The sequence below is a fragment of the Streptomyces sp. YS-3 genome (assembly GCF_045257485.1).
In the GTDB taxonomy this organism is placed as follows: Bacteria; Actinomycetota; Actinomycetes; order Streptomycetales; family Streptomycetaceae; genus Streptomyces.
On record NZ_JBJHPC010001226.1, the window covers coordinates 1 to 524 of the forward strand.

Annotated in this window: 1 protein-coding gene; it reads right to left on the minus strand. The window is 75.0% G+C overall.

Annotated elements, in window-relative coordinates; translation table 11 throughout:
• The coding region (locus tag ACJA3G_RS38430) for a TerD family protein (protein ID WP_406557596.1) at nt 1–524 on the minus strand (524 nt) is incomplete at both ends.

The following is a 524-nucleotide window of genomic DNA, read 5'->3' on the forward strand; positions in this document are numbered from 1 at the left end:
ACGAAGTCCCAGTCGACCCCCGAGCGGCGCCGGAACGAGCCCAGTACCAGGGCCGTTTCGCCCGTGCGGCCGTCCGAGACCTCCAGGCGGTCCAGTTCCGTGCCCGCCGCGTCGCGCAGCCGGATGCCCGCGTCCGTGAAGCCGGAGAGGTCCGCGTCCGGGTTCGCCTCGGGGTCGACCGAGGCGACCAGGACCAGGCGGTCCGCCCGGCCCGGCAGGTCGTCGAACGCCACCCGGACCGCGGCCCGGTCGCCCAGCGCGCCCGGCACCATCCGCACCGAACCCCCGGGTATCTCCCGGTTGTTGAAGAAGACGAAGTGGTCGTCGTCGAGGACGCGGCTCCCCGCGCACACCAGCGCGCACACGTCCAGGACGACCGATCCGGTCCACGTCATACCCAGGACGTTGAAGTCCGCGTCGGTCTCGGGCGCCTCCGGCTCCTCGTCCGCCCCCGCCGCGGGCAGGTCCACCAGCGTCCCCGAGGGGCCCCTCTGCTCCGGCACCCGGCGCCCCGGCCGCTCCCC